Annotated in this window: 13 protein-coding genes; 8 read left to right on the forward strand and 5 right to left on the reverse strand. The window is 70.9% G+C overall.

The genetic code is table 11. The annotated features are described in order from the left end of the window. Nucleotides 1-41: 41 nt before the first annotated feature. Nucleotides 42-1,223: an ROK family transcriptional regulator gene (locus L0P92_RS11210; protein WP_234762399.1), complete on the reverse strand. Its 1,182-nt coding sequence runs from the start codon at nucleotides 1,221-1,223 to the stop codon at nucleotides 42-44. Between the two features lie 336 nt (nucleotides 1,224-1,559). On the opposite strand from L0P92_RS11210, the gene L0P92_RS11215 reads away from it, so the two are divergent. Continuing rightward, on the forward strand, nucleotides 1,560-1,949 hold the full coding sequence (locus L0P92_RS11215) for a DUF4231 domain-containing protein (protein WP_234762400.1): 390 nt from the start codon (nucleotides 1,560-1,562) through the stop codon (nucleotides 1,947-1,949). Nucleotides 1,950-1,963: 14 nt separating this feature from the next. On the opposite strand, the gene L0P92_RS11220 is transcribed toward L0P92_RS11215, so the two are convergent. From L0P92_RS11220 to L0P92_RS11230, 4 genes are all read right to left on the reverse strand, one after another. After that, nucleotides 1,964-2,641, reverse strand: a complete 678-nt coding sequence (locus L0P92_RS11220; RefSeq protein WP_234762401.1) for a GntR family transcriptional regulator — start codon at nucleotides 2,639-2,641, stop codon at nucleotides 1,964-1,966. A 172-nt stretch (nucleotides 2,642-2,813) separates the two neighbouring features. Continuing rightward, nucleotides 2,814-3,752, reverse strand: coding sequence for a beta-ketoacyl-ACP synthase III (locus L0P92_RS11225; protein WP_234762402.1), 939 nt, complete (start codon nucleotides 3,750-3,752; stop codon nucleotides 2,814-2,816). Nucleotides 3,753-3,912: 160 nt separating this feature from the next. Beyond that, nucleotides 3,913-4,047 (reverse strand): MFS transporter small subunit, encoded by a 135-nt coding sequence (locus L0P92_RS45210; protein ID WP_273634024.1) that lies wholly within the window; start codon nucleotides 4,045-4,047, stop codon nucleotides 3,913-3,915. After that, nucleotides 4,028-5,437, reverse strand: coding sequence for an OFA family MFS transporter (locus L0P92_RS11230; protein ID WP_234762403.1), 1,410 nt, complete (start codon nucleotides 5,435-5,437; stop codon nucleotides 4,028-4,030). The genes L0P92_RS45210 and L0P92_RS11230 overlap by 20 nt, the downstream gene beginning before the upstream one ends. A gap of 249 nt (nucleotides 5,438-5,686) precedes the next feature. Here L0P92_RS11230 and L0P92_RS11235 point away from each other — a divergent pair, with 249 nt between their 5' ends. The 7 genes from L0P92_RS11235 to L0P92_RS11265 all read left to right on the forward strand — a co-directional run. Beyond that, nucleotides 5,687-6,658: a 2-dehydropantoate 2-reductase gene (locus L0P92_RS11235; protein WP_234762404.1), complete on the forward strand. Its 972-nt coding sequence runs from the start codon at nucleotides 5,687-5,689 to the stop codon at nucleotides 6,656-6,658. Continuing rightward, on the forward strand, nucleotides 6,655-8,574 hold the full coding sequence (locus L0P92_RS11240) for a molybdopterin oxidoreductase family protein (RefSeq protein WP_234762405.1): 1,920 nt from the start codon (nucleotides 6,655-6,657) through the stop codon (nucleotides 8,572-8,574). The genes L0P92_RS11235 and L0P92_RS11240 overlap by 4 nt, the downstream gene beginning before the upstream one ends. 5 nt (nucleotides 8,575-8,579) lie before the next feature. Beyond that, nucleotides 8,580-10,403 (forward strand): NAD(P)H-dependent oxidoreductase subunit E, encoded by a 1,824-nt coding sequence (locus L0P92_RS11245; RefSeq protein ID WP_234762406.1) that lies wholly within the window; start codon nucleotides 8,580-8,582, stop codon nucleotides 10,401-10,403. After that, on the forward strand, nucleotides 10,400-11,260 hold the full coding sequence (locus L0P92_RS11250; protein WP_234762407.1) for a 2Fe-2S iron-sulfur cluster-binding protein: 861 nt from the start codon (nucleotides 10,400-10,402) through the stop codon (nucleotides 11,258-11,260). The genes L0P92_RS11245 and L0P92_RS11250 overlap by 4 nt, the downstream gene beginning before the upstream one ends. Before the next feature lie 16 nt (nucleotides 11,261-11,276). Then, complete coding sequence (gene fdhD, locus L0P92_RS11255) at nucleotides 11,277-12,125, forward strand: formate dehydrogenase accessory sulfurtransferase FdhD (protein WP_234762408.1); 849 nt, start codon at nucleotides 11,277-11,279, stop codon at nucleotides 12,123-12,125. 237 nt (nucleotides 12,126-12,362) lie between these two features. Beyond that, nucleotides 12,363-14,252, forward strand: coding sequence for a sialidase family protein (locus tag L0P92_RS11260; protein ID WP_234762409.1), 1,890 nt, complete (start codon nucleotides 12,363-12,365; stop codon nucleotides 14,250-14,252). 10 nt (nucleotides 14,253-14,262) lie between these two features. Beyond that, the coding region (locus L0P92_RS11265; RefSeq protein WP_234762410.1) for a DUF5005 domain-containing protein at nucleotides 14,263-15,162 on the forward strand (900 nt) is incomplete at its 3' end.

A 15,162-nucleotide genomic window follows, 5' to 3' on the forward strand; every position in this document is an offset into this window, starting at 1 on the left:
GGACAGAGCGCGGTGCGGTACAGCCGTACTGAACTGGGTGCTTACGCGGGTGAGAACAGGTGGTCGCTGATGAGCCGGGCCGCGCCGATGACTCCGGCGGTGGGGCCCAACTCACCCAGGACGATGGGGAGGTTGCCGGTCGCCAGCGGCAGCGACTGGCGGTAGACCTGGGTGCGGATCGCGGCGAGCAGGTTGTGGCCGAGACCGGTCACCCCGCCGCCGATCACCACCAGGCCGGGATTGAAGAAGCTGACGAGTCCGGCGATGACCTGCCCGACGTGGTTGCCGCCCTCGCGGATCAGGTCGAGCGCGGTGGCGTCTCCGGCGGCGGCCGCGGCGGCGACGTCGACGGCGGTGAGCGTTCCGTTCGCCGCCAGCCGCGAGGCGAGTTCCTCCGACAGCCCCTGCTGGGCCGCCTCCACGGCGTCCCGGGCGAGGGCCGCGCCGCTGAAGTGGGCCTCCAGACAGCCCCGGTTGCCGCAGGCGCAGGGCCGGCCGTCGGGCACGGCCTGGATGTGCCCGATGTCGCCCGCGCTGCCGGTGACACCACGGTGGACGTCACCGCCCGCGACGATGCCGCAGCCGATGCCGGTGCCGATCTTGACGCAGAGGAAGTCGCCCACGGAGCGTGCGACGCCCGCGTGCTGCTCCCCCATCGCCATGAGGTTCACGTCGTTGTCGACCATGACCGGGCAGCCGAGTTCCTGGCTGAGCGCCTCCCGTACGGGGAAGCCGTCCCAGCCCGGCATGATCGGCGGGGCCACGGGGACGCCCTCGGGGAAGCGGACCGGGCCGGGGACGCCGATGCCGGCGCCGTCGAACCCTTCCGTGAGCCCGGAGGCCCTCAACTTCGCGGCCATGGACAGGACTTGCTCGAAGACCGCGACGGGGCCCTCGCGGACGTCCATGGGCTGGTTGAGGTGACCGAGGATCTCCAGTTCGGCGTTGGTGACGGCGACGTCGACCGAGGTCGCGCCGATGTCGACGCCGAGAAAGCGCAGCCCGGGGTTGAGCCGGACGTTGTGGGACCGGCGACCACCGCGAGAGGCGGCGAGCCCGTCGGCCACGACCAGGCCCGTCTCCAGCAGCCGGTCCACCTCCACGGCCAGCTTGGACCGCGAGAGGTCGATCTCATCGCCGAGTTGGGCCCGGGAGTTGGGTCCGCCGTCGCGGAGCAGCTTGAGCAGCTTGGCCTGATGGGCGTTCGCGGGTCGCGCGGTCATACGTCTCACGAGCCCCTCCCCGCCTCATTCGGCCTGTGCGCGCCGGGTTTCGGCCACCTCGGTGGCCTGCTTTCGAGGGGAACGTAGCAGCGGCTGCCAGGACTGGGAAGAACTTGCGCACAGATTGCCGTCAACTTTCTCCACTCTCAGGACAAAGGCGAGGACGTGCCGGCTCGCATGCGGCACCGGCCGCTGATCGTCCTTGTGCGCGAAGGGGGCGCCACGGGGCCCGGTTGGCTACCCTTTCCCTGCTGACAGCAGTGCTTTGGGGGGAGCGCTGATGGCTCAGGGATCCTCGTCCGACGAACCGGTTCCGACGCAGGACCCGGCTATGCGATGCGCGTCGCGAACGGGTCGTACGACTGGTATCGCGACGCCGCCTTCAGGGCCCGCCGCTACTTCCGGCTCACCGAGACGCTACTGCTCGTCTCGGCCGTCCTCTCGCCCAGGAACGCCGAGGTGCCCGCCGTCCTGGGCGGCATCGTCGTGGTGATCACCGGTCTGCGCTCCGTCTTCCCCTGGCAGGACGACTACCTGCGGTTCAGCGAGGCCGTCGAGGCGGAGCGCCGCCTGTACTACACGGCGGCGGAGCCCTACGCCGACCCCGCGACCCGGGACCGCGTGCTCGCCGCGAACGTCACCCACATCGAACAGCGGGAGATGGGCACGTGGGTGCAGATCTCCAGTCCCCGCACGGACGCCACCGGGAACAACCTGCTGCCATGAGCGCCGGGCGACCCTCAGGACTTCGCGCGTGCGTGGTACGAGCGCCGCGTGTGCTCGGTGTGCTCCCGCATCAGCTCGGTGGCGCGCCGCTCGTCCCGGTCGGTGATCGCGGCGATCATGCCCCGGTGCTCGATCCAGGACTGCTCTCCGCGCTGGCGGGCGACCGGCGTGTAGTACCAGCGGACCCGGCGGTCGACCTGGGCGGCCAGCTCGGCGAGCACGGTGTTGCCCGCGAGGTCCATGATCTTGGCGTGGAAACGGGCGTTGAGGGCGACGGCGGCGTCCACGTCATCGGCGGCGACGGCCTTCTCGCCCTCCGCGCACAGCTCCTCCAGGGCCGCGATGCCGGCCTTGTCGGCGTGGGCGGCGGCGAGCCGGGCGGCCTCGGCCTCCAACAGCGTACGGACGGTGAGGAGCTGGTCGGCCTCCTCCTCCGTCGGCTCGTGCACGAACGCGCCCTGCGCGGGGCGCAGATCGACCCAGCCCTCGGTGTTCAGCCGCTGCAGCGCCTCGCGCACCGGCTGCCGGGACACGCCGAGGTGACCGGCCAGTTCGCTCTCGACCAGGTGCTGGCCGGGCTGGAGGGCGCGGGTGGTGATGAGTTCGAGCAGCGCCTCGTAGACACGGTCGCGCAGCGGGCCGGGCCGTTCGAGCTTGGGCACCGCACCCTGCGGCAGTCCTGTCGACAACATCGGTCCCCCTCCTGGGCGAACGCCGGGCGACTGCGTCCGGTAGCCGGCCGTCACGGAAAGCCAGTATTGATTGTCTTTCGTCTACAGTCTACGGCGCACAAAGGCCAGGGAACCGAGGAGTTGGCCACGTCACACCCGCGTCAGGGACTGCCGAAGGCCCACGGCAGCACCGTCAGGGGCAGCGCACGACCTGCCCGGCGTACGACAGGTTCCCGCCGAACCCGAACAGCAGCACCGGGTCCCCGGTCGAGATCCGGCCCTGCTCCACGAGCTTGGAGAAGGCCAGCGGGATGCTCGCCGCCGAGGTGTTCCCGGACTCGGAGACATCGCGCGCGACGACGGCGTTGACCGCGCCGAGCTTGAGCGCGAGGGGCTCGATGATGCGCAGGTTGGCCTGGTGCAGGACGACGCCGGCGAGGTCCTCGGGTGCGAGACCGGCCCGTTCGCAGGCCCGGCGGGCGATGGCCGGCAGCTGTGTGGTCGCCCAGCGGTAGACGCTCTGCCCCTCCTGCGCGAACCGCGCGGGCTGCCCCTCGATGCGCACCGCGTGCCCCATCTCGGGCACCGAACCCCACAGCACCGGCCCGACGCCGGCCTCGTCGGAGGCCTCCACGACGGCCGCGCCGGCTCCGTCGCCGACCAGCACACAGGTCGTACGGTCGCTCCAGTCGGTCACGTCAGACATCTTGTCCGCGCCGATCACCAGCGCCCGGGACGCGGCGCCCGCCCGGACGGCGTGGTCGGCTGTGGCCAGCGCGTGGGTGAATCCGGCGCAGACCACGTTGACGTCCATCGCGGCCGGCGAGGGGATGCCGATACGGGCCGCGACCCGGGCGGCCATGTTCGGGGAGCGGTCGATCGCGGTGGAGGTGGCGACCAGGACCAGGTCGATGTCGCCGGGTGCGAGACCGGCGCCGGCGAGCGCCTTCGCGGCGGCGTGGGCGGCCAGCTCGTCGACCGGCTCGTCGGGCCCGGCGATGTGGCGCGTACGGATGCCCACCCGGGATGTGATCCACTCGTCACTGGTGTCGACCATGCCCGCCAGGTCCTCGTTGGTGAGTACCTTGGCGGGCTGATAGTGGCCGACTGCGGCGATGCGCGAGCCGTTCATCGTTGGTGATCCCCTCGGGCCTCGGGTAGCGGGATTCACCAGTCTGATCAGTGACTCACGGGTACGGGTGCAAGTGATGCCACAGGAATCGGGCGCCCGTCTTGTCAGCTTCCATCAGGCCCTCGGACGCCCGAACAACTCTCGAACACCTACCCCGCGCCTACCCGGTGAACAGCTGCGTCGCCTTCTGTACGAGTTCGTAGAGCCCGTACGCGAGCGGTACTCCCACCCACACCCAGGCGAAGGCGATCAGCCCGCGGCGGCTCGGCGGGCCGCTACTGCTGCTGCTGGACATCCGCGGCCTCCTTCGCCTTGGACTGCTTCTCCGGCTGCTTCTCCGGACGATCCTCCGGCTGCTCCTCCGACGCCGGAACGGGGACGTGATGGCGCGGGTGGACGGGCCGGACGAGTTCGTTGGCGACGAAGCCGACGGCGAGCAGTCCGATCATGATGAACAGGGACAGGGTGTACAGGGACGAGCCGTCCTTGCCCGCCGCCTCCTGCCGGTCGGCGATCCAGTTCACGATCAGCGGTCCGAGGACGCCGGCCGTGGACCAGGCGGTGAGCAGCCGCCCGTGGATGGCGCCGACCTGGTAGGTGCCGAAGAGGTCCTTCAGATAGGCGGGGATCGTCGCGAAGCCGCCGCCGTAGAAGGACAGGATCACCAGTGCGCACAGGATGAACAGCGGCTTCGAGGAGTCGCCGGCCAGCGCGATCAGGCCGTACATCAGCGCGCCCGCGCCCAGGTACAGCCGGTAGATGTTCTTCCGTCCGACCAGGTCGGAGGTCGACGACCAGCCGATCCGGCCCGCCATGTTGGCGGCCGACAGCAGGGCGACGAAGCCGGCGGCGGCCGAGACCGACACCGGGGTGGAGGTGTTCGCGAAGAAGTCCGTGATCATCGGCGCGGCCTTCTCCAGGATGCCGATGCCGGCGGTCACGTTCATGCAGAGCACGATCCACAGGCACCAGAACTGGGGTGTGCGGATGGCCTGGTTCGCCGATACCTGCGGGCCGGCGGGGAGTTGTCGCGCCCCCGCTGCGGCAGCCGAGGATTCAACACCGCCCCGCGCCTCAGGGGCGGCTCCCGGCACCCTGACCAGGAGCACGCCGAGCAGCATGAAGACGGCGTACGAGAGTCCGTGCACCAGGAAGGCCAGCGCGATCCCGGAGCTGTCGCTGCCGAACGACTCCAGCATCTGGGCCGACCATGGCGAGGCGATGAGCGCGCCGCCGCCGAAGCCCATGATGGCGATGCCGGTGGCCATGCCGGGCCGGTCCGGGAACCACTTGATCAACGTCGACACGGGCGAGATGTAGCCGATGCCGAGGCCGATGCCGCCGACGAAGCCGTAGCCGAGGACGATCAGCCAGTACTGCTCGGTCGCGGCGCCCAGCGCGGAGAGCAGGAAGCCGGACGAGAAGCAGATCAGGGCGACCGTCATGGCCCAGCGCGGTCCGTTGCGCTCCACCAGCGTGCCGCCGAACGCGGCCGACAGACCGAGCATGACGATGCCGAGCTGGAACGGCAGCGCGCTCTGGGTGCCGGTGAGGCCGAGGGCTTCTTCGAGCGGGGGCTTGAACACGCTCCAGGCGTAGGCCTGGCCGATGGAGAGATGTACGGCGAGAGCGGCGGGGGGAACCAGCCAGCGGCTCCAGCCCGGGGGTGCGACCGGTGGACTCATGATCCCGAACGGTAGGGACGAAGCCGGGAGTTGAGAAGTCGGCGCGTCGACCGTATGCGGTGAGCGGTATGCAGGGCGCGACGAACGGTCGAACGCTGTCCGGAAAGCCTTGCCGAACGCCGTGCGCGAACCCTTGCTGACCCCCCATCCATACTGTAGACAATATTCAGTCGACGAGATTCGACCTGATCGGACGTTACTTCCCAGCCACCTCCGCGGTACTCCCTCGACCGAACGGAGCGTTCCGAAGTGAAAGTTGCAGTCCTCGGCGCCGGTGCGATCGGCGCCTACGTCGGAGCGGCGCTGCATCGCGCCGGCGCCGACGTGCACCTCATCGCCCGTGGACCGCATCTCGCGGCCATGAGGCGGCACGGGGTGCGGGTGCTCAGTCCGCGCGGCGACTTCACCGCCCGCGCCCACGCCACCGACGACCCGGCCGAAGTCGGCCCGGTCGACTATGTCTTCCTCGGTCTGAAGGCCAACTCGTACGCGGCGTGCGGGCCGCTCGTCGAGCCCCTTCTGCACGACGGCACGGCGGTCGTGGCCGCCCAGAACGGCATCCCCTGGTGGTACTTCCACCGGCACGGCGGCCCCCACGACGGCCACCGCGTCGAGAGCGTGGACCCCGGCGGCGCGGTCAGTGCGGTGCTCGCGCCCGAACGGGCCGTCGGCTGCGTCGTCTACGCCGCGACCGAACTCGAAGGCCCAGGAGTCGTACGGCACTTGGAAGGCACCCGGTTCTCCATCGGCGAACCCGACCGCAGCGTCTCCCGGCGCTGTCTCGCGCTCAGCGAGGCCATGGTGGCCGGCGGCCTGAAGTGCCCGGTGGAGCCCGACCTGCGCAACGACATCTGGCTCAAACTGCTCGGCAACATCTCCTTCAACCCGATCAGCGCGCTGGCCCGCGCCACCATGCGGCAGATGTGTCTGCACGGCGGCACCCGCAAGGTCATCGAGATCATGATGACCGAGACGCTCGCGGTCGCCGAGGCCCTCGGCTGCGAGGTCGGCGTCTCCATCGAGCGCCGTCTCGCGGGCGCCGAGCGGGTCGGCGACCACCGCACCTCCACGCTCCAGGACCTGGAGCGCGGCAAGCCGCTCGAACTCGACGTACTCCTCGCGGCGGTCGTCGAACTGGCGGAGATCACCGGCGTCCAGGTGCCCACCCTGCGCACCGTGCACGCCATCTCGGACCTGCTCGCGCTGAGGAGCGCCGCATGAGGAAACGGCAACCGAAGAACTACACACGGCTGACGCACCCGCTCGTACGCGACTCCCGCGACGAGCCGTTCCGGCAGGCGACCTGGGAGGAGGCGCTGACCCGCGCAGCCGAGGGCCTGGCCCGCAACCGGGGCGCCTTCGGCATGTTCTCCTGCGCCCGGGCCACGAACGAGATGAACTACGTGGCGCAGAAGTTCGCCCGGGTCGTCATGGGCACCAACAACGTCGACTCCTGCAACCGGACGTGTCACGCCCCGAGCGTCGCCGGCCTCTCCGCCGCCTTCGGATCTGGCGGCGGGACGTCGTCGTACGAGGAGATCGAGCACACCGACGTCATCGTGATGTGGGGCTCCAACGCCCGCTTCGCACACCCGATCTTCTTCCAGCACGTGCTGAAGGGGATCCGGGGCGGCGCCCGGATGTACGCCGTCGACCCGCGCCGCACCTCCACCGCCGAGTGGGCGGAGAGCTGGATGGGGCTGAACGTCGGCACCGACATCCCGATGGCGCACGCGATCGGCCGCGAGATCATCCACGCGGGCCTGGCGAACGAGGCGTTCATCGAGCGGGCGACCAGCGGCTTCGAGGAGTACAAGGCGCTGGTCGAGCCCTGGACGCTGTCGCTGGCCGAGAAGGTCACGGGCGTTCCGGCCGCCGCGATACGCGAGCTGGCGCACGCCTACGCCCGCGCCGAGCGCGCCCAGCTGTGCTGGACCCTCGGCATCACCGAGCACCACAACGGCACCGACAACGTCCGCGCGCTGATCAACCTCTCCCTGCTGACGGGGCATGTGGGCCGCTACGGCAGCGGGCTCCAGCCCTTGCGCGGGCAGAACAACGTGCAGGGCGGCGGCGACATGGGCGCGATCCCCAACCGGCTGCCGGGCTTCCAGGACATCCTCGACCCCGACACCCGGCTGAAGTTCGAGTCGGCCTGGGACACCGTCATCCAGCCGCACTACGGGCTCAACCTCACCGAGATGTTCGAGGCGATGGAGGAGGGCACGCTCAAGGCCGTGTACTGCATCGGCGAGAACCCGGCGCAGTCGGAGGCGGACAGCGAACAGGCCGTACGGCGGATGCGGCAGCTGGACTTCCTCGTCGTCCAGGACATCTTCCTGACCAGGACGGCCGAGCTGGCGGACGTCATCCTTCCGGCGACCGCCGGGTGGGCCGAGACCGACGGCACAACTACCAATAGTGAGCGGCGAGTTCAGCGCGTACGCCGGGCCGTCACCCCGCCCGGCGAGGCGCGCGAGGACATCGACATCATCTGCGAGCTGGCGGCACGGCTCGGCCACGACTGGAAGTACGCCGACGCCGAGGCCGTCTGGAACGAGCTCAGGTCGGTCTCGCCGGACCACTACGGGATGACGTACGACCGGCTGGAGGAGCACCAGGGCATCCAGTGGCCGTGCCCGAGCACCGACGAGCTCGAACCGACCTACCTCCACGGCCGGTTGTGGGAGAAGGACCCGGCCGCACGCGGCATGCCGGCGCCGTTCGGGCTCGTCCAGCACGACCCGCCGGTCGACCTCACCGACGAGGAGTACCCGATCCGGCTCACCACCGGCAGGCGGCTCGACTCCTACAACACCGGTGTGCAGAGCGGCAGTTTCGCCTCCCCGCTGCGTCGCGGCGAGTACGTCGAGCTGTGCCCGGAGGACGCCGAGCGGTACGGGGTCGTGGTCGGCGAGGAGGTCCAGGTGACCTCGCGGCGCGGCTCGGTCGTCGCGCCGGTCTGGGTCGACACCGCGCTGCGGCCCGGGCTCGCCTTCATGACCATGCACTTTCCCGACGAGGTGGACACCAACCAGCTGACGATCGAGGCGAACTGCCCGATCGCGGGCACGGCGGAGTTCAAGGCGTCGGCGATCCGGATCGAGAAGCTCCCCGTCGCGACCATCGTGAGGTGACGTAAGTGGACCTGCACTTCGGCGACAGCAAACCGACGGACGACGAACGGGCCGCCGTCGACGCCCTGCTCGGCCCGCCCGAGTCGTCCTGGGAGGGCGCCGACCGCTCCGACGCGGACCTCAGGTGGGCGCGCGGCGGCCGCGAGGCCCGGGACCGCCGCGACCTGCTGTTGCCGGGGCTGCACGCCATCAACGACCGGATCGGCTGGATCAGCGAGGGCGCCCTGGACTACCTCTGCCGACGGCTGACCGTGCCGCCGTCGGAGGCGTACGGGGTGGCCACCTTCTACGCCATGTTCTCGGTCAAGCCCCGCCCGGCGACCGTGCTCCACGTGTGCACGGACCTCGCGTGCGCGGCGGCCGGGGCGAGCGAACTGTGCGCCGGGATCGAGGCCCGGCTGGGGCTCGGGAGCGGGGTGAGCGTGGAGCGCAGCCCCTGCCTCGGACTGTGCGAACGGGCACCTGCCGCGCTCGCGATCAAGGCCGGGGACCCGGTGCGTACGGCGGTGTCGGCGCCGGCGACCGTGCACGACGCCGTCCTCGCCGCGAGCGCACCGGACTCGGCGCCGGAGGAGCCGGCGGCGGCGATGGCGGTACCCCAGGCCGGCGACCCGTCGCTGGTGCTGCTGCGCCGTGTCGGTCTCGTGGACCCATCGAGTCTCGACGACTACCGCGCCCACGGCGGCTACACCGCCCTGCGCCGGGCCTTCGAGCTCGGTCCCGCCGGAGTCATCCGCGAGGTCACCGACTCCGGCCTGGTCGGGCGCGGCGGCGCCGCCTTCCCCACCGGCCGCAAATGGCAGGCCACGGCGTCGCAGCCCGACCACCCGCACTACGTCGTCTGCAACGCCGACGAATCCGAGCCGGGCACCTTCAAGGACCGGGTGCTCATGGAGGGCGACCCGTACGCGCTGGTCGAGGCGATGACGATCGCGGCGTACGCGACCGGCGCGCACAAGGGCTACCTGTACCTGCGGGGCGAGTACCCGCGGGCACTGGGGCGGCTGGAGCACGCCCTCGCGCAGGCACGGGCGCGTGGGTTCCTCCGTGACGACATCCTCGGGCAGGGCTACGCCTTCGACATCGAGATCCGGCGAGGCGCGGGGGCGTACATCTGCGGTGAGGAGACGGCCCTGTTCAACTCCATCGAGGGCTACCGGGGCGAGCCCCGCTCGAAGCCGCCGTTCCCGGTGGAGAAGGGGCTGTTCGGCAAGCCGACAGTGGAGAACAACGTCGAGACGCTGGTCAACGTGCTGCCCATCCTGACGATGGGCGCCCCGGCGTACGCCGCGATCGGCACGGACCGGTCCACCGGGCCGAAGCTGTTCTGCGTGTCCGGGAGCGTGGAGCGGCCCGGCATCTACGAGCTGCCCTTCGGCGCGACGCTCGGTGAGCTGCTGGAGCTCGCCGGGGTCCGGGACGGGCTGCGGGCGGTGCTGCTGGGCGGTGCGGCGGGCGGCTTCGTACGGCCCGACGAACTGGACATCCCGCTCACCTTCGAAGGCACGCGGGAGGCGGGCACGACGCTCGGCTCGGGTGTGGTCATGGCCTTCGACGACACCGTTCCGCTGCCGCGGCTGCTGCTGCGGATCGCCGAGTTCTTCCGGGACGAGTCGTGCGGGCAGTGCGTGCCGTGCCGGGTCGGGACCGTACGGCAGGAGGAGGCGCTGCACCGGATCGTTCAGCGCACGGGTGCGGCGGCCGCCGATGACATCGCCCTGCTCAGGGAGGTCGGCCGCGCGATGCGGGACGCCTCGATCTGCGGTCTGGGGCAGACCGCGTGGAACGCCGTGGAATCCGCCATCGACCGTCTGGGGGCGTACGAATGACCGTGGTACCGCTGGGGATCCCGCGCCGGCTGCTGGAGTTCACCATCGACGGAGAGCCCGTGCGCACGACGGAGGGCTCGACCATCCTCGACGCCTGCCGGGCGGCCGGGAAGGACATCCCGACCCTGTGCGAGGGCGACACGCTGCGGCCCAAGAACGCCTGCCGCGTGTGCGTCGTCGAGGTCGAGGGGTCGCGGACGCTCGTCCCGTCCTGCTCGCGCAAGGCCGAGGCCGGGATGGAGGTGAAGACCGACACCGAGCGCGCCCGGCACAGCCGCAAGATCGTCCTTGAGCTGCTCGCCTCCTCGGTCGACCTGTCGACCACACCGCACGTCGCCGGGTGGATCAAGGAGTACGAGGCGAAACCGGACCGGTTCGGCCCGGACGCGGCGCGGCTCAACGAGGAGCCGAGGATCGACAACGAGCTGTACGTGCGTGACTACGACAAGTGCATCCTCTGCTACAAGTGCGTGGACGCCTGCGGTGACCAGTGGCAGAACAGCTTCGCGATCTCCGTCGCCGGACGGGGGTTCGACGCCCGGATCGCCGTGGAGCACGACGCCCCGCTGACCGACTCGGCATGCGTGTACTGCGGGAACTGCATCGAGGTGTGCCCGACCGGGGCGCTGTCCTTCAAGTCCGAGTTCGACATGCGGGCGGCGGGTACGTGGGACGAGTCGGCACAGACCGAGACCACCACCGTGTGCGCGTACTGCGGTGTGGGCTGCAACCTCACACTCCACGTGCAGGACAATGAAATCGTGAAGGTCACCTCGCCGCACGACAATCCGGTGACCCACGGCAACCTGTGCATCAAGGGCCGCTTCGGCTACCAGCACGTACAGAACCGGGACTGACGGGACTGATCGGGACATGGGACGAGTCACGGAACGACGCAAGGTGATCCGGATCCGCGACGGGGCGGTCTCCACCCGTCCGGACACGCTCGTCGCCGAGGAACCACTGGAGATCCGGCTGAACGGCAAGCCGCTCGCGATCACCATGCGCACCCCGGGCGACGACTTCGCGCTGGCCGCCGGGTTCCTGGTCAGCGAGGGCGTGCTGGGCGGGCAGGCGGACCTGCAGAACATCGTGTACTGCGCGGGCGCCACGGTGGACGGCTCCAACACGTACAACGTGGTGGACGTGAAGACCGCGCCCGGAGTGGCCATCCCCGACATCACCCTCGAACGGAACGTCTACACGACCTCGTCCTGCGGCCTGTGCGGCAAGGCGAGCCTCGACGCGGTACGGACGACGGCCCGCTGGCCGATAGCCGACACTCCCCCGGTCCGGCTCGACCCCGACCTGCTCGCGAGCCTCCCCGACCGGCTCCGCGCGGCCCAGCGGGTCTTCGACCGGACCGGGGGTCTGCACGCGGCGGCCCTGTTCACCGAGGACGGCGAACTGCTCGACATACGGGAGGACGTCGGCCGGCACAACGCGGTCGACAAACTGGTCGGCCGTGCCCTGCAGAACGGCGACCTGCCGCTGTCCCGCACCGTCCTGCTGGTCTCGGGGCGCGCCAGCTTCGAGCTCGCCCAGAAGGCCGTGATGGCGGGCATCCCCGTCCTGGCGGCCGTCTCCGCGCCCTCGTCACTCGCGGTGGACCTGGCCGCGGAGACGGGGCTGACACTGGTGGGCTTCCTGCGGGGCAGCTCCATGAACGTGTACGCGGGTGAGGACCGCATCGCCCTGCGGACCGCGGCCGCCCAGGGCTGAACCCGGTCCCCCCGCGGCACGCCGGCGGGGCCCCTGAACGGCGGGGAGCGCCCCCTGCGCCTGTAGGGGCCCCGCTGTATTGATGGCTCGGTACTCCATCCGTGATGTGACACGTGCACGGTTCTTGTGATGCGTGCGATAGCCCAACTAACGTCTGTGATGCGCACTTTGGACGTGGGATGTCCGAATGTTCAGATGCCTGGACCATTGCCAGACGATGAAGGGCGGGCCCGCACCATGCCGTCAAGAGTTCGCGCACGTCTCAGAGCCGTCCTTGTCGCGGTCGTCGCCCTCACGGCGACGGCCGCGACATTAGGTTCGGCCGAGTCCCGACCGAGCACTGCGACAACGCCGTTCGAGCAGCAGGTTCTGTTCCGGGCCGACCAGGATCCCGGGTACGCCTGCTTCCGTATTCCGGCGATCGTGAAGACCAAGGCCGGCACGCTGCTGGCGTTCGCGGAGGGGCGGGTGCTCAACTGCGGGGACGCCGCCGACATCGATCTCGTCCTCAAGCGGTCGACGGACGGTGGCCGCACCTGGGGGCCGCTCCAGGTCGTCAACGAGGGCGACGGCGACACGCACGGCAACCCGGCGCCCATCGTGGACCGGGAGACCGGGCGCGTCCTGCTGGCGGAGACGTACAACACGGGCCGTACGGACAGCGGGAGTTGCTCCGTACCGTGTGACCGCACCCCGCATCTGCAGTACAGCGACGACGACGGTCTGACGTGGTCCGAGCCGCGCGATCTGAGCGCGGAGATACTGCCCGCGGAGTGGAACTCCTGGTACGCCACCGGGCCCGTGCACGGCATCCAGCTCACCAAGGGCAGGCACGCCGGGCGGCTGGTCTTCGGTGTCAACACCGAGACCTGGGACGGCAGTCGGGTCACCGCCAACCATGCCGCCCTCATCGTCAGCGACGACGGCGGCGACAGTTGGCGGATCGGCGCCACCGACTCGTGGGCCATCTCGGCCGCCGACCGCACCTTCCGGCAGAAGCCTTCCGAGGTGACCCTGACCGAGCGGGCGGACGGCACGATCCTCATCAGCGGCCGGGAGCAGGACGGCACCGATCTCGGGCATCGCTCCCAGACGTACAGCCGGGACGGCGGCGACAGCTTCACCGGGCCGTTCCGGGACATCCCGGACCTCTACACGCCCCAGGTGCAGGGCGCCACGCTCCGTCTGGGCGATCGGCTGTTGCTGTCCGCACCCGGCGATCCCGACCGCCGGCGGACCATGATGATCCGGTCCTCCTGGAACGGCGGCACGACCTGGGACAGCGTGGACCGCGGCAGGGTCGTCACCACGGACTGGTCGGGCTACTCCGACATGGTGGGCGTCGACGCGTCCACGGTCGGCCTGCTGTACGAGGGCGGCGCCGTCGACGCGCGGGACGAGATCCGCTTCGCCCGCTTCACCGAGGACTGGCTCGGGCCGCGTCGTGGCCCCGACCCGACCACCGCCGACCTCGCCCCGGGCGCACCCCGGGCGACCGTTCTCGGGGGCGCGGGGGTGACGGACGGCGTGCTGGGCCGGGCCATGGAGTTCGACGGCGTGGACGACGCCGTACGGCTGCCGTACCGGTCCCGACTGCCGCTGGGGACGGGCGAGTTCACGGTCTCGTTGTTCTTCCGGTACTCCGCCACCTCCGGTGAGCAGCCGTTCCTGTGGATGGGCGGGATCGGCTCCACCCAGCCCCAGGTGTGGCTGCGCGGTGAGCCCGACAACGACCGGGTGCGTGCCCTGATCACCACTCGGGAGGGGTTCGGGACGGTGCGTACGTCGTCCGTCTGGGCCGGGGGTGCCCACAACGACGGCGAGTGGCATCATCTCGCGCTGCGGCGCGGGGGCGGGAAGTTGACGCTCGTCCTTGACGGCCGGGCGATCAGCACCACGGACGTGGCCGGTTCGGTCAGCCGGAACTCGCCGTTCGGCGTGCACGTCGGGCAGCGCATGGACAGCCGGGCCTTCCTCACCGGCGCGATCGACGAGGTCCGGGTGTGGAACCGGGCGCTCGGCGACAGCGAGCTCGACGCGGCGGCGCGGGCCGGCGCACGTAAGGGTTCGGCCACGTCCGACACCGTCCTGTGGCTGCCCATGGACCGGGTGGGCCGAGGCCACTAACGTCCCAGGCGTGCCCGACGACGCACGCGTACGCCAGCGCACGGGAACCGGGGTCGGCCTGCTGCTGGCCCTGGTTCTCGCGGCCGTACTGCTCACCGCCCTCCCGGACGACGGCGAACGGGAGGGCGGTGCCGCGTGCCGGCCACACTCGGTGGCGTCCTGGTCGGCGAACGGCGACCTGACGGGTGAGTTCGCCCGGTACGGCGACGACCCGTCCCGTACCGACGACTGGACCGGCGGCGACGGCACGCACTCGGTGCGGCTGCCGGACGGCCGGCTGCTGTGGCTGTTCTCGGACACCTACCTCGGCCAGGTGTACGCCCCGCCCAACCCCTACGGCGAGTCCTCGACCTGGCGGGACACGACCGCTCCCCTGGTGCGCAACTCGGCGGTCGTCATGCGCGAGGGACGCCTGGAGCGCACGCTCGCCGCTCCCCTGTTCCCCGACCCCGCTCCGAACCAGTGGCGCTGGCCGGTCGCCGCGCGTGTCGAGCCCCGCTCCCCCGGCTCGGACGAGCGGGTCGTACGGGTGCTGCTGTGGGTGCGTACGGCCGGGCAGGCCCCGTGGATCTACGGGGTGCCCACCGCCACCGAGGTCGCCACGCTCTCGCTGCCCGATCTGCGGGTGGAGTCGGTCGTCAAGGTGCTCGACCAGCAGCTGGTGCCGGATCCGTCGCGGCGGGTGCTGTTCGGGACGACGTTGGTGGAGGAGGACGGCTGGACGTACGTCTTCGGGGGCGACGACGGTCAGGCGGCGTCCCGGCCGGTCTCGCAGGCGTACGTCGCGCGTGTGCCGGAGGGCAGGCTCGCCGAGCCGGGGGCCTGGCGGTACTGGAACGGCTCGGAGTGGGCGGGGCCGGGTGCCGAGCCGCGTGCGGTGCTCGGGGACGGGCGGCGCAAGGGGGTGGGC

Origin of the sequence: Streptomyces muensis (assembly GCF_021474425.1) — a bacterium.
Lineage (GTDB): Bacteria > Actinomycetota > Actinomycetes > Streptomycetales > Streptomycetaceae > Streptomyces > Streptomyces muensis.